The 22,390-nt window shown below is 39.1% G+C and carries 19 protein-coding genes; 9 read left to right on the top strand and 10 right to left on the bottom strand.

The window, feature by feature from the left end; all coding sequences use genetic code 11:
- Positions 1-38: 38 nt before the first annotated feature.
- On the top strand, positions 39-1,421 hold the full coding sequence (allB, locus tag HV560_RS08490; protein ID WP_176812648.1) for an allantoinase AllB: 1,383 nt from the start codon (positions 39-41) through the stop codon (positions 1,419-1,421).
- A 2-nt stretch (positions 1,422-1,423) separates the two neighbouring features.
- On the top strand, positions 1,424-2,776 hold the full coding sequence (locus tag HV560_RS08485) for an NCS1 family transporter (protein ID WP_176812647.1): 1,353 nt from the start codon (positions 1,424-1,426) through the stop codon (positions 2,774-2,776).
- 115 nt (positions 2,777-2,891) lie between these two features.
- Here the strand turns inward: HV560_RS08485 and HV560_RS08480 are convergent, their stop codons facing one another.
- The 9 genes from HV560_RS08480 to HV560_RS08425 all read right to left on the bottom strand — a co-directional run bounded on the left by HV560_RS08480 (position 2,892) and on the right by HV560_RS08425 (position 12,804).
- The gene (locus HV560_RS08480) at positions 2,892-3,059 is read right to left on the bottom strand and encodes a zf-HC2 domain-containing protein (protein WP_176810133.1); all 168 of its coding nucleotides are present in this window, start codon (positions 3,057-3,059) and stop codon (positions 2,892-2,894) included.
- A 1-nt stretch (position 3,060) separates the two neighbouring features.
- Positions 3,061-3,642 (bottom strand): sigma-70 family RNA polymerase sigma factor, encoded by a 582-nt coding sequence (locus HV560_RS08475; RefSeq protein ID WP_176810132.1) that lies wholly within the window; start codon positions 3,640-3,642, stop codon positions 3,061-3,063.
- A 74-nt stretch (positions 3,643-3,716) separates the two neighbouring features.
- Entirely contained in the window at positions 3,717-4,448 is a 732-nt protein-coding gene (locus tag HV560_RS08470; RefSeq protein WP_176808662.1) for an HvfC family RiPP maturation protein, read from the bottom strand.
- A complete protein-coding gene (locus tag HV560_RS08465) occupies positions 4,438-5,361 on the bottom strand; it encodes an HvfB family MNIO-type RiPP peptide maturase (protein ID WP_176808661.1) in 924 nt (307 codons plus the stop codon). Before HV560_RS08465 ends, HV560_RS08470 begins: the two co-directional genes overlap by 11 nt.
- 100 nt (positions 5,362-5,461) lie before the next feature.
- On the bottom strand, positions 5,462-5,749 hold the full coding sequence (gene hvfA, locus HV560_RS08460) for an oxazolone/thioamide-modified RiPP metallophore HvfA (RefSeq protein WP_176810130.1): 288 nt from the start codon (positions 5,747-5,749) through the stop codon (positions 5,462-5,464).
- Between the two features lie 26 nt (positions 5,750-5,775).
- Positions 5,776-6,216, bottom strand: coding sequence for an HvfX family Cu-binding RiPP maturation protein (locus tag HV560_RS08455; protein WP_176809038.1), 441 nt, complete (start codon positions 6,214-6,216; stop codon positions 5,776-5,778).
- A 188-nt stretch (positions 6,217-6,404) separates the two neighbouring features.
- The gene (locus HV560_RS08450) at positions 6,405-7,322 is read right to left on the bottom strand and encodes a hypothetical protein (protein ID WP_176812646.1); all 918 of its coding nucleotides are present in this window, start codon (positions 7,320-7,322) and stop codon (positions 6,405-6,407) included.
- 18 nt (positions 7,323-7,340) lie between these two features.
- On the bottom strand, positions 7,341-11,309 hold the full coding sequence (locus HV560_RS10405; protein WP_238348717.1) for a YadA-like family protein: 3,969 nt from the start codon (positions 11,307-11,309) through the stop codon (positions 7,341-7,343).
- A 265-nt stretch (positions 11,310-11,574) separates the two neighbouring features.
- Entirely contained in the window at positions 11,575-12,804 is a 1,230-nt protein-coding gene (locus tag HV560_RS08425) for a pyridoxal-phosphate-dependent aminotransferase family protein (RefSeq protein ID WP_176812645.1), read from the bottom strand.
- Positions 12,805-13,079: 275 nt separating this feature from the next.
- On the opposite strand from HV560_RS08425, the gene lepA reads away from it, so the two are divergent.
- The 7 genes from lepA to HV560_RS08390 all read left to right on the top strand — a co-directional run bounded on the left by lepA (position 13,080) and on the right by HV560_RS08390 (position 21,703).
- The gene (gene lepA, locus HV560_RS08420; protein WP_176809037.1) at positions 13,080-14,873 is read left to right on the top strand and encodes a translation elongation factor 4; all 1,794 of its coding nucleotides are present in this window, start codon (positions 13,080-13,082) and stop codon (positions 14,871-14,873) included.
- Positions 14,874-14,959: 86 nt separating this feature from the next.
- Complete coding sequence (lepB, locus tag HV560_RS08415) at positions 14,960-15,919, top strand: signal peptidase I (protein ID WP_176810127.1); 960 nt, start codon at positions 14,960-14,962, stop codon at positions 15,917-15,919.
- A gap of 45 nt (positions 15,920-15,964) precedes the next feature.
- Positions 15,965-16,639 (top strand): ribonuclease III, encoded by a 675-nt coding sequence (rnc, locus tag HV560_RS08410; protein WP_176812644.1) that lies wholly within the window; start codon positions 15,965-15,967, stop codon positions 16,637-16,639.
- Positions 16,640-16,820: 181 nt separating this feature from the next.
- Positions 16,821-17,729, top strand: coding sequence for a GTPase Era (gene era, locus HV560_RS08405; protein WP_176808656.1), 909 nt, complete (start codon positions 16,821-16,823; stop codon positions 17,727-17,729).
- Between the two features lie 390 nt (positions 17,730-18,119).
- Positions 18,120-18,842: a DNA repair protein RecO gene (gene recO / locus HV560_RS08400; protein ID WP_176812643.1), complete on the top strand. Its 723-nt coding sequence runs from the start codon at positions 18,120-18,122 to the stop codon at positions 18,840-18,842.
- A gap of 76 nt (positions 18,843-18,918) precedes the next feature.
- A complete protein-coding gene (gene rhlB, locus HV560_RS08395; protein WP_006250643.1) occupies positions 18,919-20,154 on the top strand; it encodes an ATP-dependent RNA helicase RhlB in 1,236 nt (411 codons plus the stop codon).
- 58 nt (positions 20,155-20,212) lie between these two features.
- On the top strand, positions 20,213-21,703 hold the full coding sequence (locus HV560_RS08390) for a helicase HerA-like domain-containing protein (RefSeq protein WP_176812642.1): 1,491 nt from the start codon (positions 20,213-20,215) through the stop codon (positions 21,701-21,703).
- A gap of 60 nt (positions 21,704-21,763) precedes the next feature.
- On the opposite strand, the gene HV560_RS08385 is transcribed toward HV560_RS08390, so the two are convergent.
- Complete coding sequence (locus HV560_RS08385; RefSeq protein ID WP_176810124.1) at positions 21,764-22,390, bottom strand: DsbA family oxidoreductase; 627 nt, start codon at positions 22,388-22,390, stop codon at positions 21,764-21,766.

Raw genomic sequence — 22,390 nt, 5'->3', positions numbered from 1 at the left:
AATTTTAATACAAACACAACTATAAGGAGTATTTGACTATGTATGATCTCATCATAAAAAATGGGAAGATAGTCTTATCCGATACCGTTTTCAACGGTAATATTGCCGTTAATTCAGGTAAGATTGCTGCTATTTTAGAAGAAGGCACAGAGCCAGATGCAAAAGACGTTATTGATGTTAAAGGAAATTATGTTTTTCCAGGGGCAATAGATACTCACACCCATCTTAATGACCCAGGTTATGAATGGCGTGAAGATTATGCACACGGTACAGCCGCCGCCGCAGTTGGCGGATATACCACCATTATTGATATGCCTTTGCAAAATGAGCCTGCTTTAACTAATGGCAAAATATTTGATGCCAAAATGGCTAAAGTATCGCCAAATGCGTATGTCGATTACTGTTTCTGGGGTGGTTTAGTACCAAGTAATTTTGAGCATTTAAGTGAATTAAATGATAAAGGCTGTGTCGCGTTAAAGTCCTTTATTGGGCCTGTTTCTCCTGATTATGCTTCACTTAACTATGGTCAAACTGTTGAGGCAATGGAAATTATCCAAAAATTTGGTGGTCGTGCTGGCTTCCATTGTGAAGATTTTTCCACCATCAAATGGCAAGAGCAAAGAATGAAAAACGAAGGGCATTTAGACTGGAGAGCATTTCTAGATTCCCGTCCGCTTATTGCAGAAATGCTTGCCACCATTAATATTATTGAAATTGCTAAAGCGACGGGCTGTAAGGCGCATATTTGCCATGTTAGCCATCCTGATGTAGCTCAAAAAATTAAAGAAGCTCAACAAGAGGGCTATGATATTACCGCTGAAACCTGTGCACATTATCTCTGCTTTAGTGAAGATGATGTGATTGAAAAAGGGGCGTTGTTCAAATGTGCTCCGCCACTTCGCTCAAAATCTGATGTTGATCGTCTATGGAATTATGTGGTAGATGGGACATTTAGCGGCATTAGTAGCGACCATTCTCCTTGTTCTTATGATGAAAAGTACAATGAAATTTTAGGTCAAAAAATTAACAATGTATTTGATGTATGGGGCGGGATTAGTGGCATTCAAAGTTGTGTACAAGTGGCTTTCTATGAGGGTTGTATAAAGCGTGGAATATCTCCAAGTGTATTGGCAAATGTAATGGCAAAATTACCAGCTAAAGCGTTCGGTATTTATGGGCAGAAAGGCGATATTCAAGTTGGATTTGATGCAGATTTTACGATTATTGACCCAAACAAGCAGTGGGAAATTAAAGCGGAAGATCTGCAATATGTGAATAAAATCTCCGCTTATGTGGGCAAAAAAGGTCAAGGTTTACCAGTTTGCACCATCGTACGTGGTAAAGTGATTGCTCAAGATGGGAAACTCACCGACAGCAAAGGTTTTGGAAAATTTATTACTAAAACAAAACAAGGAGCATAACAATGCAACACAACACACAACTTAACCCTGAGTTAGCAAAAGAAGTAAATGTTGACTTACAGCCAACCAAAGAACGCATTATGGATAACTTTTCCTATTGGGCAAGTTTTTTAGGTGGCTGTGTTTCTATTGGTACATTTTCTATGGGGGCAAGTCTGATTGGAGCGTTAACGATAACACAAGCGATTATTGCAATGTCGTTTGGTTGTATTGTGATTGCTATCGGCCTTGTGCTAATTGGCAATAGCGGGCATAAATATGGTATTCCGTTCCCAATCCAACTACGAAGCTCTTTTGGTACAACAGGTGTAAAAATTCCTGGTATTTTACGTGGTGTCCCTGCAATCGTTTGGTTTGGATTCCAAAGTTGGGTAGGGGCAGGTGCTATCAATATGTGTTTAAAACTGTTGTTCGGTTTTGATAACTTGCCTGTTGTTTATGTGCTATTCACTGTTCTTCAAGTTGGCTTATCCATTAATGGTTTTAAAGGTATTAAATGGTTGGAAAATGTTTCTTGTGTGTTCCTCATCGGTATTCTTGCTTATATGCTTTATGTTGTGAATACAAAATTCTCTGTAGAAATAGGCGAGCGCTTTGCCAATATTGAAGGCACTTGGGGAATGCCATTCTGGGCTGCAACTACAGCATTCTTGGGTATTTATTCAACAATGATTTTAAATGCTTCCGATTATTCTCGCCACGTTAAAAAAGGAACAACCCCAACAGCAACAGGTGTGATTTATGTATTATCAATCCTCCCTGTAACCTTATTTATGGGGTTAATAGGGTTGTTAGTTACGGCAGCTACAGGCAATAGTGACCCAATTGAAGTATTTGCAACTGCAATGGATAATAAATTTTTAACTGTAATAACGTTATTATTCATAGCTTTTGCACAGGTTACGACAAACGTGTTGAATAATATTGTTCCGCCATCTTACATTTTAATGGATTCATTTAAAATGAAATGGTCGCATGCCACCATTTTAGTGGGCATTCTTTCTATATGTGTAATGCCTTGGAAATTGGTAACTGCTGAATCAGCAGATGGATTATCTTTGTTTATTAAAATTTACTCGGCATTCTTAGGCCCTATTTTTGCGGTAATGGTCGTCGATTACTGCATCTTAAGAAAACGTACTTTAAACGTAAATGACTTATATAATAAAGAAGGTATTTTCAAAGGGATTAACTGGGCTGCAATCATAGCTATTACAATTGGTTCACTTTGCTCATTGATTGTGGTTGATCTTTCTTGGTATGTGAGTTTACTTCCTTCTGGTTTAAGCTACTACTTTCTTATGAAAGTATTGAAAAGTTCAGCATCTTTCCGTAAAGGGACGATTTTAGAATAAACCAAAGGAAAGGCCTTTATCTCTTGAATGTAGCGGCAGGTTAAACCTGCCGCTATATAAATTTGTGGATTTGCTCTTGTCATATCGAACATATACGAGATGACATCGTATTTTATTATTTAAACTCTTTCATTAATTTTTCTACTGTTTGGCAATTCTTCTGAAAACTACGGCAATGAGAGCACATCATTAAGTGAACTTCGAGCTGTAATTTCTGTTTAAACATCAATTTTTGTTCACAAGAGAAGGAAATTAACTCGGTATATTTCTTACAATTAAACATATTATTCTCCAAACCATTTTTGTGTTAGGCAAACTTGTAGCTGTAATCTTGCCCGATAAAGTAGTGTATGCAGATTTGCAGTGGAAATATCGCATTCTCTGCAAATTTCATCGCTTTGCATTTCCAAGTGGCTTCGCATCATAAATACTCGAGCTTGGCTTGGCGGTAAATGATTCAGGCAAAGGTCAAATACTTGCCAAAACTGATCGGAATAAGCTTGGCTATCCGTGCTTTTCCATTCGGAGGATTGATAAACATCACTATCCCACATCCCGTTTTCGTGGAATAATTTCTCGCTGAGATCTTTTTCGTCTTGTTCGACTAATTCGGATATAGCTACCATTTTGCTCTTAGTCTTGAGTAGATCAACGAGCTTATTTTTTAAAATTGCAAATAACCAAGTTTTTAATGCACTTTTACCTTTAAAACTATCAGCATATTTATATGCACTGACAAAGGCTTCTTGTACCGCATCTTCGGCAAGATCTCTATTTTTTAAATGTAAAATGGCAAATTTCACCATTTGCAGTCGGATTTCTTCTAGCTGCTGAGGGGAAATTTGTCGTAGGATTGGAGTATTCATCTATATTCTATGGATAACGTTGTTTATTTGATTCTTCATTCTCTCTTTTCTTTTTTGTTAAAAAGAAAGTCATACTATACGGGATAAATCACGTCTGCATTTACCCATTTTACCCAAATCTGCTGTAATACGGCTTTCAAATTTGTGTTTTGGTCGAGAAATTCACGGAGTTCTTCAAATAAGCCATTGAGTGAATTGGCCCCTTCCTGTAATGAGCTGAGCAAGAAAAAATCGAGTTCCTCAAGCGTATTATGATAAATACCAAATTCAGCATCTCGCCAAACTAATACATTACTGGGTTCTTGTTCAAACTGCTTGAAGTTACTACGTAGAAAGTGAGTTTCATATTGACGCAGCTCAGCTGCACCAGAAAATTGCATTATAGTATCGTTATCCCATTCAAATTCTGATGGTACGGTTGCCATTGATACCTCAGCCAGTAATTGAGCATTTTCAAAGTCCATCAACTCAAGCAAGTGTGGTGGCATACAGCCATTTTCTCGGCAAAAATTGAGAAATTCGCCAGCAATATCTTGGAAAAAGGGCGAGTGAGCCTTACCTTCTCGTATAAATTTTTCTTTGACTGCAAGCCATTCTTCAGGACTTAGATGTTGAGGGAGCTGTACATAACAACGGTCGATAAAACCGAGAGTATTATTGCGAACCAAGCGAGAATAGACGCCAAGCCGCTGTGGAGAGATATTACCACTCATCAGCTTTACATCGTTATGGCGAATTGCATTCGTAAACTCGGCTTGAATCTCTTTGAGTGAAGGTTTGTGTTCTTCAACGAGTTTAAGCGGCATTTTTTAGCCTCGTTTTTGCATATTTTTTCTGTAAGCTCATAATGTGCTGTACTTCACTAATCAGTTCTTGAAACGGTGGGAAGTTGAAATCCCGTTCTAACAGTGTTGGTGGAATATGCGGTAGGCGTTCATAGGTGTACTCTAGTAAATCCCACACGGTTTTTTGTACCGCTTCTCCGTGGGTATCGACCAATAAAGTTGGCAGATGACGCAATTCGCCTTTCACCATATTAAATGATTCGCCCTCGGTCATTTTAACTTCTTCCGCCGCACCGTGATCTTCATCGTGGCCTGCAATATGAATATAATTGACACGAGATTTATCCACTTGATCAATAAATACAAATGGATCAAGCAAGCCGTGATTTACGCCATTAACATAAATATTATTCACATCAAGGTGAATGCCACAATCCGCTTCTTGGGCAATTGCATTGAGAAACTCTACCTCATTCATCGTACTGGTTGGTGAATGCAGATAGTAGGACGTATTTTCAAGGGAAATTTGCATACCTAAATAATCTTGCACTTGTTTAATGCGATTTGCCACGTGATGTACGGCTTCATCGGTAAACGGCATTGGCAGCAGGTCATATAAATGCCCTTCACATTCGCAATAGCTTAAATGATCAGAGAAGAAAAAGGAGTTATACTGCTGCTGCATATTCTTGATCCCTTTTAGTAGCGTCATATCTAAAGGCGCTTGCCCGCCGAGAGAGAGGGATAAACCGTGAATAATAACAGGGATTTTTTCAGCGACTTTATCGAAGTTATACCGAGCCTGACCGCCCATTTTCAGCCAGTTTTCTGGGGCTACTTCCATAAAATTAATTATATTGTTATCTGTGAGAGATAAAAATCCGTCCGCTAGATCACGGCGATAGCCTAGACCGGCACCAGTAAATTTTAGCATCGTCTTGTTCCTTTAATTTGCAAAAAATCAGCGGAATTTAACCGCTTGTAGATTGTGTTTATAAGAGGTTAGGTGCGTTTAGAAAACGCACCTTCGCTACTTACTTAGAAGCTCCACACTTGCCTTCACCGCATTTACCTTCTGCCGCTTTTGGTGCCGTTGCTCCACATTTCCCTTCGCCGCATTTACCTTCGGTTGCTTTTGACTCAGAAGAGGTTGCTCCACATTTGCCTTCGCCACATTTACCTTCTGTAGCTTTGGTTTTTACACATTTGCCATCTTTTACTTCCATACAAGCATCTGCTTTCACTGATTTAGTTTCAGCGTTTACAGTTGCAGTTGCCATAGTTAATGCACCAGCTAATGCCATTAAAGTTGCTTTTTTCATTAAAAAATTCTCCATAAATTAAGGGATTAAAGGAATTTCAACCAGCGTTTGGTTGGGGATTTTTTCTGTAACAGAAAATCGAGAGAGAGTGAGCCAGCACCTTGTAGTAAAAGTGGTACTAACATCACTAAATAAATGAGTGCCATTTTATAGCCATTGTTGCAGACATTGTAGCCATTGCCAGCGTGAACAGCATACCACGCTACCGCTGTTAAGATCATTAATCCTAACGCACTGAAGCGGGTGAACAGACCTAAAGCGAGTAAAATAGGCAGTAAGATTTCCGCTCCGCTAGCAATAGCCCAGCTAAGATCGGCTGGTAGTACGTTAAAGGGGAATGGGAAGCTCTCTTGAATTGAGGCAAACCAATTTTCACCGTTTAGTTTTGATAACCCTGCTTCAAAAAATTCATAAGCAAGAAATAGACGTAATACAAGAAAGCCCAAGCCGTTTTTACAAGCTGTCATTGAGCAAGCTGACTGGGTTGAAAATGATGACATAAAAATGCTCCTAACTAAAAATGTGACTATTAGACAGAATAAGTATACGTTTATTACAAAAAATGTGTGAAAAATTATAACCTATTTTTATAGGTAAATAAAAATAGGTTAAATTCAGTGCAGAATTTAACCTATTTGTTTTTTAGCAAGGGTATTTAATTAGCTTTAGCTAGTTTATATTGCTGTTTATCAGGCGCTGTAATTAAAATTTCCTTCGGCGGTGTTTTCTGACGATGTAAAATTCCAACTACGTTACCTACGATAGCGATATCCTGAAATTGACCTTCAACTTTATATTTACTCATATCAATGCCATCTTTAAAAATTAAGAAGGTACTGATTTTAGTACTACGGATATTTTCTAACCCTAATGCGTGTTGGTTAACCACATTATAGATAGGCACTTTTCGTTTAGCATATTGACTAATTAATTTCGTATCTTGACTCAATGCTAAAATATCACCGAGCTTTTTTTCTTCAGCACTGCTAACCTCGCTATATGATCCTTTATTTGATTGAGGAGGTACTGAGATATTCTCAATAAGTTTTTTTGAGGAGTCATCTTCTGATTTCTCACTTTTTTTCTCAGTAGGATCTGAAACTATGGGTACAGAGATAATATTACGCTCTTCCTCTTCTTGAACTAGAGCTTTATTATCATAGACCACATCCCCAATAAATTGAGTTGGAGCTAAACTGACATTGTTGCCAACTAAAGCCAACACTACTTTATCATCTAGCATATCAAAGCGTAATTGCTGGTTACTATTTTGCTGTTTAAGTTGCTGGTTTATTTGATCGAGCAAATGTTGCAAGGTATCGTTATCGGTCTGTTTCAACTTTACTTGAATAGATGAATTATGCTGTGTGGCATAATAACCAATTCCTAACTTCTCAGCGAGTTGTTGAGAGAGATCACCAACGTTACCTTTATAAGTTACCGCAATACGTGCTTGCTGGTATTTTGTTAAGCTCGCCTCATCAGCATAAGAGAAACCTAATGGAGCTAAAAGTAACATAGCAGCAAGTATTTTGTTTGCCTTTACAAAATGAGCATTCATTTTTTTAGTCATACAATACATTATGTTTCCTTACCATGAGAAACCAATACCAGCACCAACCGCAAAATTACTGTTTTGCGATACAGATGTGCCTAGCTTGTAAGATATTCTACCGTTATCACTAAGGCCATTTAAACCTACTGCAACTGAAGTGGTACCAAGGGTATGGCCTGTAGCGACAGAGAGTTGACGTTTTCCTGGTACAGATACTTGAGGTAAGCTTGCTATTGCGATAGCATTTGATACCGAACCTTTCACGTTTTTTACCTCTTTTTCTACATTACCGACCCTGTTTTCTACATTACCGACCCTGTTTTCTACACCACCAACTCTGTTTTCTACACCACCGACTCTGTTGACTACATTACCGACTCTGTTTTCTACATCACCAACTCTGTTTTCTACACCACCGACTCTGTTGACTACATTACCGACTTTGTTTTCTACATCACCGACTCTGTTGACTACATTACCGACTTTGTTTTCTACATCACCGACTCTGTTGACTACATTACCGACTTTGTTTTCTACATCACCAACTCTGTTTTCTACATTACCGACTCTGTTTTCTACACCACCGACTCTGTTTTCTACACCACCGACTCTGTTGACTACATTACCGACTTTGTTTTCTACACCACCGACTCTGTTTTCTACATTACCGACTCTGTTGACTACATTACCGACTTTGTTTTCTACATTACCGACTCTGTTTTCTACGTTACCGACTCTGTTTACTACATCACCGACTCTGCTAACTACATTACCGACTTTGTTTTCTACACCACTGATTTTGTTATTTACTACACCTATTTCACGATCAAGTTGTGCTTTATTTACCGCATCTGTTGGTGCAAGACCTTCAGAAAGTCCAGTTAAGAGACGAGTATTGCCAGACTTATTGCTGATATTGACTTCATTACCATCTAAATGGTTAGCAATCCCTACTACACCTGTAGTTGTATATCTTACAACACCGATTTTACCTTCATTGGCTGCTGTGGTTAGAGTATCTAATCCACTATCAAGCTGTTGTTTATTTATCGCATCTGTTGGTGCAAGACCTTCAGAAACGCCAGTTAAGCGACGAGCCGTGCCAGAGCTATTTTGGATATTAACTTCATCACCACCTAAATGAGTGGCAATCTCTACTGTACCTTTAGTACCCGTAGCAGTTTCGGTCGTTTTATATTTTACTGCACCGATTTTACCTTCATTAGCTGCTGTGGTTAGAGTATCTAATCCACTATCAAGCTGTTGTTTATTTACCGCATCTGTTGGTGCAAGACCTTCAGAAACGCCAGTTAGGCGACGAGCCGTGCCAGAGCTATTTTGGATATTAACTTCATCACCACCTAAATGGGTAGCAATCTCTACTACACCTTTAGTCGTACCTGTAGTCGTTTCAGTCGTTTTATATTTTACCGCACCGAGTTTACCTTCATTAGCTGCTTTGGCTACGGCATATAATTGGCTACCATTTACTGCATCAGTACTGGTTTCAGAAACTAAACCTGCAGCAACATTTTGAATACGACGCTCTTTACCTTTTGCCCCAACAGTCACGACTCCAGCAGGCTCTGAGGCGGCAAATTTATAGATCTCACCTAAAATCTCGGCATGTGCGTATTGCGTTGTGCCAGCCGTTTCAGGTGTCAGTTTTACGGTTGTTGCGGATTCATTGCCTAAATTTACTGAGTTTTCAGCTGTTTGGGTAATATTTGAACCAATAACTACTGCATTTTTATGCAAAACGAGATTATCAGAACCAATACTCATTGCCCCATTGCCAGATACAATAGCATTTGAACCAATACCTACGGCTTTTTCACCAGAAACACCTACATTATCACCAATCGCAATAGCAGATGCCCCGTTGGCAATGGCATTTTCGCCTAAAGCAAGGGCTTTTTCTTTTAATGCTTGTGCACCTTTACCAATTGCAATCGCACTTTCTGCGTTTGCTTTTGAATTTGCACCTAGTGCGATAGCATTATTACCCGTAGCTTGTGAATCCGTGCCGAATGCGATGGCATTCTCACCAGAAGCAAAGGCATTCGTGCCTTCTGCAAGTGCATTTTTACCTTTTTTACCCAGTGGTGAGTTATCTAATTGGTTATTTAGCCCTAGTAATTCATCACGCTTTTCTTTGAGCGTTTGCTGGTTTTTTGCTAAGGCTGCTTTAGCCTCATCAAGCTTTGAGGTTAAATCATTTTTCACATCTTCCGCAAGTTTTTCTTCACCAGTTAAAGCTAAAGCATTAATTTGGTTTTCAAGTCTCTCGATCTCCCTTTCTTTATCATCAACCTCTCGTGCTTTAGTAGCTATTTCAGCCGTTTTTTTCTTGATTTCATCTTGTATAGCACTAGATACTGTATTTTCTTTGTATGGTTTTAATGTTGTTTTGGCTTCCTCTTCATATTTTAACCATAGATTTTTGGATTTTGTCATTTGATCTTTAATTTCAGGAATCCAATCGGTAGGTACAAATCCATTAATATAACTTTTAGGATTTTTTGCTTGTTGATTGAGATATTTTCTTAATTCAATCGCTTTAGCTGTTTTGGTATTACGCTCCTCTTCACTTAAGTTATTTTTGGATAAAGCTCTTAATGTTACAGTATATTCCTCTACCTTATTCATAAAAGGAATTACATTATCATTCATATAAGTGCGATATTCTTCTTTATCAAAGATCCACGCATCGCTATTATAATCAATTAAATCTCTGAAGTTATTGAAATTAGCCACAGCTTCTTCTAAATCAACAATTTGTTCTTCAGTAATGTTTGATGTTTGTTGTGCAATAGCATCGTTGACAGCAGTAAATTGCCAAGACAGATCTCTAGGGGATGGCATTTCTTTGTAGTTTTTTAAACTTCTTTTAAGTGCAGGTGCTGTTAAGAATTCCAATGAATTATCATCTCGATCAATAAAGAATTTACCATCGGTTCCATATAGATTCTTCAGTTTATGAAATGTAGAGTCAGGTTTATTAGATAATTCTTTTACTAGGTTTTCATAGGACATTTTTGCAACTACAAGATGGTAATTTTCAGCCCGCCTATCAGGTTTAGGATTTACTAAGCGTGCAGTATCACCTAGAGCAGAAATAACTCGATCATCTTTTTGAGTCACAAATGCCCGCATGAGTTCTGTTGAAGTTAGATTATCATCATAATAAATTCCATTTAGTGTTCGATAGTTAAAAGTAGAATTAGCCCACCTATTAATAGCATCGTAATAGGTATCATAAGTAAGGTATTTATTATATGTTGATGTCTTTATAGCAAAATCATCCTTAACTCTATTCAGGAAGTCAGGAATGGCATTTACTAAGTTACCTTGAATATTGCGATAACCTTCAATGAGATCTTTATATTTGTCATTTGAAAGATTAATATTAGGGAAATCAGTTTCAATTTTAGTTTTTAAGTCTGTTGCTAATTGATCTACCCCATTAGTTTTTGATAATTTAGTCCAGTCTAATGATTCTATTACTGTAGTAAATTTTTGATATGTTTCTTGTTTATTTTTTCCTGGTAAAAAACTAGTATTAAAATTATTTTGCAATTCTAGTAACTGGTTTCTTCTATTAACTAATTCTTTCCGAATTGGTATAACTCTATTGGCTAATGTTACTTGTTGTGCTTGTTTTTCACGTACACGCTCTAAAATAGTGTCATATTGAGCAATCTGACTCTTTAAAGCATCTTGTAATTGTTGATTAACAGAGCCTTGTTTTTCTTGTTCAGCAATTTGAGTACGTAACTCTTCAATTTGATTAACTAAATCACGGAAGTTTTCTAACTCCGCATTGAATTCTTTGGGGGAGATATTACCACCGGTTGCAATGGCATTCTTGCCGATTGCTTGAGAACCTGTGCCTGACGCGAAACTACCTTCACCTACAGCAAGGTTATTGGTGCCAGCGGTGTTGCCTAAAGGAAGTGGATTGGCATAAGAGACTTGGCTAAGCCCTATCAGAGCGGTAAGCAAGGTAACAGCAGGGAACTCTTTTGTGTGTTTTTTATACAGGCGGGGGGGGTAAAACTAAAGTTTGGCATATCAAAATTTCCTCATTAAAATTTTTACTTTTCATTCTTAAAAAAAGAAATGCTCCGTATCATAATATTTAATTTGATTAAATAAAATAGGAAAAGATTAAATTTGTGAAAATATTTTGAGTTTCTGCGGTTTTACTGTGGATAAATATCCACAGTATTAATTATTAGTGAGTTGTATTGTAAATTTAGGAAGGTGGTTATTTATCAGCCTCTTTATAGACTGCCAAGGCAGCTGCAACCGCATCGCCTGAAGGCACTTTTACTTTATGGCTTAAAAGTACGGCTTCTAACGCACCTAAGGTTAAAAGTACGTTACGTTTTTGGCTTGAAAAGCCCATATTACCCACACGGATTACTTTCCCATCTAAGGGGCCGAATGAGGTGGCTAATTCAATACCGAAGTGGTTTAAAATATCACTACGCAATGCTGGGCCACTCATACCTTCTGGAATGTGGAATGCCGTTACAACGGGGGCTTTATGTTTGCGATCGCCAAAAATTTTCAAACCCATTGCTTCTAAACCTGCACATAATGCTTTGTCGTTTAAAATATGGCGAGCAAAACGAGCTTCTAAGCCTTCTTGTAAAATAATGCGTAACGCTTCGTGTACACCATATTGTGCAGAAGTGGCTTCTGTGTGGTGATTTAAACGGCGTGGGCTCCAGTAATCTTGTAGTTGTGCTAAGTCTAAGTAGTTACTTGGAATTGGCGGTAATGTGCCATCTACATCAGACTCTGCACGAATGCCTTTTTCCACACGTTTACGTTTTGCAATAATCTCTTCAATCCGTTTGTTATAAGTGATTAAAGCTGTGCCTGATGGGGCGGAAATACATTTTTGTGTACCGCCGATACAAGCATCAATGCCCCATTCATCCACACGAATATCTACACCGCCTAAGGTTGCAACGGTATCTACAATTAACATGGCATCATATTGTTTACAGATTTTGCCGATCTCTTCTAACGGTTGCATCATAGAGGTTGAGGTTTCGCCGTGAATAATTGCAACGGCTTTGTAGCCGCCTTTTTTCAACTCTGCTTCAATTTCTTCTGGTTCAAATACGGTTCCCCACTCTCTTTCGATAATGGTAATATCTGCACCGCTACGAGCTAAAATTTCATTTAATAAATAACCGAAACGACCAAATGCAGGAATTAATACTTTATCGCCTGGGCAAATCGCTGCGGTTAGAACAGTTTCTAAGCCACCACGAGAGGTGGAGTTGACTACATAAGTTTGCTCATTTTTCGTTTGGAATAAGCGGCGTTCCATTTCCATTGTTTCGTTCATTAATGAGGTAAACTCTGGATCAAATTGACCTAAAATGGGTGCAGACATTGCACGCAAAACACGTGGGTCAGCATCTGTTGGGCCAGGGCACATTAATAAACGTGGGGAAGGGTTGATTTCTCTGAATTGCATTATAATTTCCTACCTGTGTAATATGAATTAAAAAAACTTATGGATTTTACAATAAAAATTTGTGATTGCTCAATATTTTTTATATTTACGGGAAATTATTTGCAATTAGGGTGAGTGCAAGCGGTCATTTTTCTCAAGAAATTTGCACATTTTTAGGAAAAAATAACCGCTTATTGCTATTTGTTTTCTTTGCAAAACCTTGTATTTCAAGTACAATTCCCCGATTAATTTTTGATAAACAAATAACAAAACAGGACATTAACTGCCCGATGAAAATGCAAAATATTCGTAACTTTTCGATTATCGCTCATATCGATCACGGCAAATCGACTTTATCAGACCGCTTAATTCAAACTTGTGGCGGCTTATCAGACCGTGAAATGGAGGCTCAAGTATTAGATTCAATGGATCTTGAGCGTGAGCGTGGAATTACTATTAAAGCACAAAGTGTAACCCTAAACTATAAAGCGAAAGATGGCGAAACTTACCAGCTGAATTTTATTGATACGCCAGGGCACGTGGATTTCTCATATGAAGTTTCTCGCTCGCTTGCTGCTTGTGAAGGTGCTTTATTAGTGGTTGATGCAGGCCAAGGCGTGGAAGCACAGACGTTGGCGAATTGTTATACCGCAATTGAAATGGATTTAGAGGTTGTGCCGATTTTAAATAAAATCGATTTACCAGCCGCCGAGCCTGAGCGTGTGGCAGAAGAGATTGAAGATATTGTTGGTATTGATGCGATTGATGCAGTGCGTTGTTCAGCAAAAACAGGCTTAGGCATTGAAGATGTTTTAGAAGATATTGTCAAAAAAATTCCAGCCCCAGAAGGTGAGCCTGACGCACCGTTACAAGCGTTAATTATCGACTCTTGGTTTGATAACTATTTAGGCGTTGTTTCTTTAGTACGCGTGAAAAACGGTGTACTGAAAAAAGGCGATAAAATCAAAGTGATGAGTACAGGTCAGTCTTACAACGTCGATCGCCTTGGTATTTTTACACCAAAACAAGTGGATACCGCAGAACTTAAAACTGGCGAGGTAGGCTGGGTCGTTTGTGCGATTAAAGATATTTTAGGCGCTCCAGTGGGTGATACTTTAACTCATCATCACAACGCAGCAACTGAAGTATTACCTGGCTTTAAGAAGGTAAAACCACAGGTTTACGCAGGTTTATTTCCGATTAGTTCGGACGATTATGAAGCCTTCCGTGATGCCTTAGGCAAATTAAGCCTAAATGATGCATCCCTTTTCTACGAGCCTGAAACCTCAAGTGCGTTGGGCTTTGGCTTCCGGTGTGGCTTCTTAGGCTTGTTGCATATGGAGATCATTCAAGAGCGTTTAGAGCGTGAATACGATCTTGATTTGATTACTACCGCGCCAACCGTAGTTTACGAAGTGGTAGAAACCAGTGGCGAAACCATTTATGTTGATAGCCCATCTAAATTACCTGCCATTAATAATATTGCGGAAATTCGTGAGCCGATTGCAGAATGTAATATGCTTGTGCCGCAAGAGTTCTTAGGCAACGTGATTACCCTGTGTGTGGAAAAGCGAGGCGTGCAAACCAATATGGTGTATCACGGCAACCAAATCGCGTTAACTTATGAGATCCCGATGGGCGAAGTAGTGTTGGATTTCTTTGACCGTTTAAAATCCACCTCGCGTGGCTATGCTTCACTTGATTATGGTTTCAAACGTTTTCAAACTGCAGATATGGTGCGTGTGGATATTATGATTAATGGCGAGCGTGTTGATGCGTTGGCGATTATCGTTCATCGTGCAAATGCGGCTTATCGTGGGCGTGAATTAGTAGAAAAAATGCGTGAGCTGATTCCTCGTCAGCAATTTGATATCGCTATTCAAGCGGCAATTGGTAACCACGTCATTGCTCGCTCAACGGTAAAACAGTTGCGTAAAAACGTATTAGCAAAATGTTACGGTGGTGATGTAAGTCGTAAGAAGAAACTGCTACAAAAACAAAAAGAGGGTAAAAAACGAATGAAATCTCTCGGTAACGTAGAAGTGCCACAAGAAGCATTTTTGGCAATTCTTCATGTGGGTAAGGATTAATTGTCAATATTCGTGTAAAATACGACCGCTTGCAAGCGGTCATATTTTGAGAAAACTTTGCAATTTTGAATAAAAAGGAGCATTCAGTGGCACAATTTATGCCAATTATTTTTCTAGGTATTATTTATGGTATTTGGCAATGGCTTGATTCAATGCAACTGCCAAATACTATTTCCATTATTTTAGTTGCCTTGGTTATTATTTGTGGTGGATTTTGGGCGTTTTACAAATTCAGTGCTGACCCAAGACGTAAACAGGCGATTGTTCTACAACAAAAACGTTTAGGCAGAGAATTAACCGCTGAAGAAATAGCGGAAATTCAACCTAAATCCGCAGTAGGCGAATTTTTTGCCTCACTTTTCGGCATTTTATTCTTTGTTACAGTACTTCGCTCGTTCTTATTTGAACCATTTCAAATTCCAAGTGGTTCAATGGAGCCAACATTGCGTGTGGGCGATTTTTTAGTGGTGAACAAATTTAGTTACGGTATTAAAGATCCAATTTGGCAAAACACCTTGATTGAAACGGGCAAACCAGAACGAGGCGATGTGATTGTGTTTAAAGCACCTGCACAACCACACATTGATTATATTAAGCGTGTGGTGGCAGTAGGTGGTGATAAGCTTAAATATGATTTTGCAACTCAGCAATTAACAATAACTAAAATTAATGGTGAAACCAATGTGTTTGAATACAGTGAAGGCAAGCCAAATCCTGAGTTTTTTTATCATGGTGAAATGCAAATCGAACGCACCGAAAAAGGTAACGTAACTCATCAAATTTTAAATCACCCAATGGCATTTAACTATGCACCTTATTTCTACCAACAAGAAGGGCAAGCAGAGGGTGAATGGATTGTGCCACAAGGACACTATTTTGTGATGGGCGATAACCGTGATAACAGTGAAGATAGCCGCTTCTGGGGCTTTGTGCCTGAGAGAAACATCGTTGGTAAAGCCACTTTTATTTGGTTAAGTTTAGATAAAAAAGCAAATGAATTCCCAACGGGGCTTCGTTTTTCTAGAATGTTTACCTCAATCAATTAATCTTAACAGGGGCGTATGAGATACGCCCCTTTATTCACATAAACTATGCAACTAGAACGATTACAGAAAAAATTAGGTTATCAATTTCATCACCTTGATTACCTCATTCAGGCCTTAACACACCGCAGTGCGGCAACCAAAAACAATGAGCGTCTTGAATTTCTAGGCGATTCAATTTTAAATTTTACTATTGGTAAAGTATTATACGACAAATTTCCAAAAGCGAATGAAGGTGAGCTTAGCCGTATGAGAGCAACTCTTGTGCGTGAGCAAACTCTAGCGATTATTGCTCGCAAATTTGATTTAGGCGACTACCTAAAATTAGGTCCAGGAGAGCTAAAAAGTGGTGGTTTTCGCCGAGAATCGATTTTATCGGACTGTGTTGAAGCGATTATTGCGGCCATTTATCTCGATCAAAATATGGCAAAAGCAATGGAAAAGGTGGAAGATTGGTATTCAGATTTGCTTAAAGACATCAGTCCAGGCGATTCACAAAAAGATCCGAAAACACGCCTGCAAGAGTTTTTACAAGGTAGAAAATTGCCATTGCCTGAATATGATGTATTAGATATTAAAGGCGAAGCTCATAACCAAACTTTCCGTGTAACCTGTAAAGTGATTAATATTGAGGAAATCTTTATCGGAACAGGCACAAGCCGCCGTAAAGCAGAGCAGAATGCGGCGGAGAAAGTGTTAGAATCGATTAAAATGAAGAAGTAAGCACTCTCTCCCCTTGTGGGAGAGAGACCGCGTATGAGCGTTCAGCGAAATAAGCAGAGAGAGGGGGCTTATGGGTATGATATTAGATTCCCCCCCCCCTCTCCCTGATTTTTATTCTGAATGAATAAAAGTCTGTCCCTCTCCCACAAGGGGAGAGGGTTATAAATAAAAGGAATACAAAATGACAGAACAAACAGCCAAAACCTACTGCGGTTTTATTGCGATTGTTGGTCGCCCAAATGTAGGGAAATCAACATTATTAAATAAGATTTTAGGACAAAAAATTTCCATTACCTCACGCAAAGCTCAAACGACTCGCCATCGTATTGTTGGTATTCACACTGAAGATCAATACCAAGCGATTTATGTAGATACCCCGGGCTTACACATAGAAGAAAAACGTGCGATTAATCGTTTAATGAACCGTGCAGCAAGTTCTGCTATTGGCGATGTAGATCTCATCATCTTTGTTGTGGAAGGCACAAAATGGACAGAAGATGATGAAATGGTGTTAAACAAATTGCGTTCGGCAAAAGCCCCTGTTTTATTGGCAATCAATAAAATTGATAACATCAAGGAAAAAGAAGAACTTCTGCCGCATATTACCGAGCTTTCACAAAAATTTGATTTTGCTGAAATTCTGCCAATTTCGGCACAACGGGGTAAAAATGTGCATATTTTACAGAAATTTGTGCGTCAATCACTGCGTCAAGGTGAGCACCACTTTCCTGAAGAGTATGTGACAGACCGCTCTCAACGCTTTATGGCATCAGAAATTATTCGTGAAAAACTAATGCGTTTTACAGGTGAAGAGTTACCTTATTCGGTAACGGTAGAAATCGAACAATTTAAAATGAATGAGCGTGGGGTGTATGAAATCAATGGCTTGATTTTAGTAGAACGAGATGGTCAGAAAAAAATGGTTATTGGTGCGGGGGGGCAAAAAATCAAAACCATCGGCATTGAAGCTCGAAAAGATATGGAACGCCTATTTGACAACCAAGTGCACCTTGAGCTTTGGGTGAAAGTAAAAGCTGGTTGGGCGGATGATGAAAGAGCATTGAGAAGTTTGGGGTATATGGATGAGTAGTTTTTTTGTCACTTTTCTTTACTTGTGCAAAGAAAAGTAACCAAAAGAAAGCACACCCTGCTTCGTTGCTATCCTCACTTGGTTGAAATTTTCTTAACGAAAAATAACCCTGATGTTCGCTTCGCTCTCGCTCGGGTTATTTTCCTAAAAATTTCAAGTCGTTCGGGCAACTCAGAAGGGAACCCGATCCGACCATACAAGCGGTGATTTTTTTGAAAAATTTTGCAAAATGATGCTCTGCCGGGTTCCCTTCTGAACCGCCTGAGCGAGTTTGGAATTTTTTCGTTAAGCAAATTCAAACCAAGCGAAGACAGCGGTGAAATAGGGTCGCCTTTCTTTGGTTACTTTCTTTGGCGAAGCAAAGAAAGTGACATATAGTCGGGATTAATTATGACCACAGATCAATGGCAACGAGCCTTTGTACTCCATCGCAGAGAATACAGCGAAAGCAGTTTATTAGTGGAGTTTTTTACCGAACATCACGGGCGGATTACTTTACTTGCTAAAGGTGCAAGGCGGGCTCGCTCGCCGTTGAAAGCCGTGCTTCAGCCTTTTACACCCTTGTTAGTGCGTTGGTCTGGCAAGGGTGATTTAAAAACACTCACAAAGGCAGAGCCTGCTGCTCTTACTTTACCAATGGAAACGGCTGCACTTTATAGCGGTTTTTATATCAATGAGGTGCTTGCAAGAGTGTTAGAAAATCAGACCGCTTACCCTGAATTATTTCAACATTATTTGCGTTGTATGACGGAGCTGGCTACTCAACACCAAATTGAGCCGATTTTGCGTACTTTTGAATTTCATACATTAAAAGCATTAGGCTATGGCGTAGATTTTACCCATTGTACGGCAACAGGTTTGCCAATTGATCCGAAAATGAGTTACCAATTTAGAGAAAGTGAAGGCTTTATTGCCTCATTATTACAAAATAACAATAGCTTTTTAGGCTATGATTTATTGGCGTTTGCTCAATTAGACTTTTCAGAAAAACAAACACAACAAGCTGCCAAACGATTTACCCGAATTGCATTGAAGCCTTATTTAGGTTCTCAGCCACTAAAAAGCCGAGAACTTTTTCAATCTATCTTGCCTAATAAAGTGAAAAGCGGTTAGTTTTGTTAAATTTTTTTGCAAATTTTAATTAAAATATAACCGCTTGTAGCAATAACAAATATCTCAAGGAAATATTATGTCAAATCATCTTACCGAACACCGTTTTATTGACTTCCCCATTCACACAAATGTACTCAATGCGTTGAATAGTAAAGGCTTCGAGTTCTGTACACCTATCCAAGCAAAAACTTTCCCGATTACGCTTAACGGAAATGATATTGCAGGACAGGCTCAAACAGGCACAGGTAAAACGCTTGCTTTTTTAATTGCCACGTTCAACCATTTATTAAATAACGAAATTGAGACAGCAAAAAATCAGCCAAGAGCATTAATTCTTGCACCAACTCGTGAGCTGGCGGTACAAATCGGGGCAGATGCACAGCTTTTTTTACCACATTGCGATCTTAAACTTGCCCTTGCTTATGGTGGAGATGGTTACGACAAGCAAATACAAGCCATAGAAAAAGGGGTAGATATTTTAGTTGGAACCACAGGGCGTGTGATCGATTATGTTAAGCAAGGGATTATTCATTTAGATAAAATCCAAGTGATTGTGCTAGATGAAGCTGATCGTATGTTTGATCTCGGTTTTATTAAAGATATTCGTTATTTAATGAGAAAAGCTCCCGTGCCTACTGAGCGTTTAACGTTGCTCTTTTCAGCAACTTTATCCGCTAAAGTACGTGAGCTTGCTTATGAAGATATGGATAATGCTGAATATATTGAGATTGAACCGCTGCAACGCACTGGGCATCGTATAAAAGAAGAGTTATTTTATCCGTCTAATGAAGACAAAATGGCACTTTTATTGACTTTATTGGAGGAAGAATGGCCAGACCGCTGTATGATTTTTGCTAATACTAAGCATAAATGTGAGGAAATTTGGCAATATTTAGCAGCCGATGGTCATCGGATTGGAATGCTAACAGGTGATATTCCACAGAAAAAACGCCTATCTCTGTTAGATAATTTTACCAAAGGTAATTTAGATATTTTAGTCGTGACTGATGTGGCAGCACGTGGATTACATATTCCAGATGTTACGCATGTGTTTAATTATGATTTGCCCGATGATAAAGAGGATTATGTTCATCGTATTGGTAGAACGGGTCGGGCAGGGGAGAGCGGCCATTCAATTAGTTTTGCTTGCGAGCGTTATGCGGTTAATTTGCCTGCAATTGAAGAGTATATTGGGCATCAGATTCCTGTGAGTCAATACGACAAGGAATCCTTACTGACTTTACCGAAAGTGAACCGCTCAAGAAGTAAAAAAACGTTCTTGGCAAAAACGAAAAAGAATAGCCGTAATTAAGTGATAAATTTTTATATGATGAGAACAAAAAATTAATTTACCTTTAAGAGAATGAAAGATGAGTTTGTATCAAATTGCTCAAACAGAAACAGGCAAAGTTATTTCGCTTAATGCCAAAATGGCAAATCGGCACGGTTTAATTGCTGGGGCTACGGGTACAGGTAAAACGGTTACTTTACGCAAATTGGCAGAATCTTTGAGTGATGATGGCGTGCCAGTATTTTTAGTAGATGTAAAAGGTGATCTTTCGGGCTTGGTACAAGCGGGTAATTTTTCAGGAAAAATTGCAGAACGCATTTTACAGTTTAATTTAGGGGGAGAAGATTACTTAAAGGGCTATCCAGTTTCGTTTTGGGACGTATTTGGTACATCGGGTATCCCACTTCGAACCACTATTTCCGAAATGGGACCGATGTTACTTTCTCGTTTACTCAATTTAAACGATACCCAAGAAGGCTTGTTAAATCTCGTTTTTCGTGTGGCAGATGACAGAGGTTTATTGCTAATTGATTTAAAAGATTTGCGTGCGTTGCTTAAATTTGTCGCAGATAATGCGAAAGAATTCCAACTGGAATATGGGCATATTTCTGCAGCAAGCGTCGGAGCTATTCAGCGTGCGTTATTAAGGCTTGAAAATGAAGGGGCAGCTAATTTATTTGGTGAGCCTGCATTAGATTTGCACGATTGGATCCAAACCCGTAATGGGCGTGGTGTAATCAATATGTTGAATGCAGAAAAATTAATTAACTCACCAAGAGTGTACAGTGCATTCCTGCTTTGGTTTATGGCAGAGCTCTTTGAGAATTTGCCAGAAGTTGGCGACCCTGAAAAACCGACGTTTGTTTTATTCTTTGATGAAGCTCATTTATTGTTTGACGATGCCCCTAAGGCATTGGTGGATAAAATTGAACAGGTGGTTCGTTTAATTCGCTCAAAAGGGGTGGGTGTTTATTTTGTTACGCAAAATCCGCTGGACATACCTGATTCAGTATTAGGGCAGCTTGGCAATCGTATCCAACACGCTTTGCGTGCTTTCACGCCACGTGATCAAAAAGCGGTAAAATCAGCGGCGGAAACCTTCCGTGCCAATAAAGATGTGGATGTGGTGGAGGCCATCACCCAGCTAGGTGTGGGGCTGGCTTTGGTTTCGGTGCTAGATGAAAAAGGGATGCCAACTCCGGTGGAAATTGCCTATATCTATCCGCCAAAAAGCCAATTAGCACCATTAGCGACGGGCGAGCGTGATGCTATAGTGAAACAAGATGAGTTATATCATCACTACAGCCAATATGTGAATAATCAATCTGCCTTTGAATTACTCAATGCGAAAGCAGAAGCGATTAAAGCTGAGCAAGTCGCTGCGAAAGAGGCAAATAATGATTTCTTTGGCGGTATTCTTTCTTCGATTTTTGGCTCGAAGAAGAAAAAAGATCAATCAATTACCGAACAAGTGGTGAGCCAAGTGGCACATTCAGTTGGTAGAAATTTACGCAACCAAGTAACCAAGCAAATTATGCGTGGCATTTTAGGGGCGATCACAAAAAAATAAATTGCAAATGTTAAGAAGAATTAGACCGCTTGTAATGAATACAAGCGGTCTTTTTTTAGATTATTTTTGCAATGCTTGTTTGATAGCATCTAGCAACACCTTTGGCGGTTGAGCTCCTGACACACCGAGTTTTTCATTGATCACAAAAAACGGTACGCTGTGAATGCCATATTTGTGAGCGACTCGCTCATCTTCACGGACTTCGTGCCCGAAATCATCACCTGTGAGCAGTTGAGCGATTTCATCACGCTCTAAGCCAATGTCTAAGGCTAAACTGATAAGCTCTGTGCGTTTAGCTAGAATAGTGTTATCGGTAAAATAGGCTTTGAATAAACGTTCAACCATTGCTTCGCCTAAGTCTTTACTTTCCGCAAATTTTGCCAAGCGATGAGCCTCAAAGGTGCGAGTGTATTGTGTGGTGCGGTAGCGTAAATCTAGCCCGGCTTGTTTTCCAGCTTCCTCCACATAGTTAATCATTTCATCAGCCTGTTCAGCCGTTTTTTGATATTTCTGCATTAAGCGTTGCTGAATATCACCTTCTGGTTCACCATTTGCGTGTGGGTCAAGCTCAAAGGCTCGGAAAATCACTTCAACCTCACCCTCAAATTGAGCTAAGGCTTGTTCTAAATGGCGTTTGCCAATGTAACAAAACGGGCAGGCAAAGTCTGACCAAACTTCAATTTTCAT

The organism is Mannheimia pernigra (assembly GCF_013377995.1).
GTDB lineage: Bacteria > Pseudomonadota > Gammaproteobacteria > Enterobacterales > Pasteurellaceae > Mannheimia > Mannheimia pernigra.
The sequence above is the reverse complement of the archived record's forward strand: the minus strand, read 5'-3'. Positions and strand labels throughout refer to the sequence as shown.